The 1,361-nt window shown below is 68.2% G+C and carries 1 pseudogene; it reads left to right on the top strand.

The features are described from left to right. Positions 1–361 precede the first annotated feature (361 nt). Positions 362–1,361 (top strand): annotated as a pseudogene (locus tag H7I57_RS16605) (hypothetical protein); the annotation flags it as partial.

Genomic DNA, 1,361 nt, shown 5'->3' with positions numbered 1-1,361 from the left:
GGCCCCGTGTGCGGCCTGCGGGCAGCTTCGGCATGTCTCGACCCGGGATCGCGCCGGTGGGGCCCGCTGCGCGCAATGCCCTGACCGCGACGACCGCGATCCGATCTCGGTTCGGTCATCCACACCGTGGTGGCCCGGCTGGATCCGGCCGTCGACCGCGACCGCCAGTGCGGTCAGCAGACTTGCGTCCCGGCCCGCGCATCAACGCAAGGTCGCCTGGGCCTTGGAAGCTGCACCCGAATTACTCACCGGCGCCGGGCATCTCGCCCCCATCCGGGCGATCATCCCGCTGATCGATGCCCTGCACGCAGCAGGAGTCGCCGGGATCGTGCGGCCGGCATGCCCGCGCTGCGGTCGCGTCGTGCGGATCGACAAACCTCTTGACGGGCAACGCGTGTGCCGCACCTGCATCGCCCACACCCGCATCGAAGAATGCGCACGCTGCGGCGCGCGCCGCGAACCGGCCACTCGTGACCAGCAGGGCCGACCACTATGTCCAAACTGTTTGGTCACCGACCCTGACAACCTCGAAGACTGCCTCAACTGCGGTCGCCGCCGTCCGGTCAGCCTCCGGACCCCAGACGGGCCGATCTGCAGCACCTGCCCGTCCTTGCCGACCGCTTCCTGCTCGATCTGCGGCGACGAAAAGCCCTGCGGCACATCTCGAATCACCGGCCGACCATGGTGTCCTGCCTGCCAGCGCCGCACCGCCCGATGCAGCTCGTGCGGACGGACCGCCGCAGTGATCTCGGGCACCCTCGCCCAGCCGCACTGCGAGGACTGCACCACCCGCGCCATCTGGCGCGATTGCCCAACCTGCAGCGACCCGTCCTATCCGCACCCTGGTCAATGCGTTCGATGCCGAATCAATCAGCGTCTCAACGAGATCATCGGTCCGCCGTCGGCATCGCTTCATCCGGGGCTGCAGGCTTTGCGGCACAACATCGCTACCGCAGAACACCCCATCACCGCCATGCGATGGCTGAAGAAGAAGTCCGTCGCGCCGGTGCTGGCCGATCTCGCTGCCGGGCGCAGGGCGTTGACCCACGAAGCGCTCGACGAGCTGCCCCACAGTCAGCCTCTGGCGCACCTGCGCCATGTCCTCATCGGCGTGGGCGCCCTGCCGCGACGCGATGAGCACATGGTCCGCATCGAGCGGTTCATCGATCAGACCCTGGCTGCGCACGCGAACCTCGAGCAGCGGCAGGCGCTGCACCGCTACACGGTCTGGCACCTGATCCGTCGACTGCGGCAACGCAACAACGGGCACGCCATCACCATCCAGCAGTTCAACTCGGTGCGCCAACGCACCCACGCGGCCATCGCCTTCCTGGACTGGCTCACCGAACACCAGCTCAGCT

The organism is Mycolicibacterium pyrenivorans (assembly GCF_025821625.1).
GTDB lineage: Bacteria > Actinomycetota > Actinomycetes > Mycobacteriales > Mycobacteriaceae > Mycobacterium > Mycobacterium pyrenivorans.
Note: the sequence above shows the minus strand (reverse complement) of the source record. Positions and strands in the feature narration are given on the sequence as shown.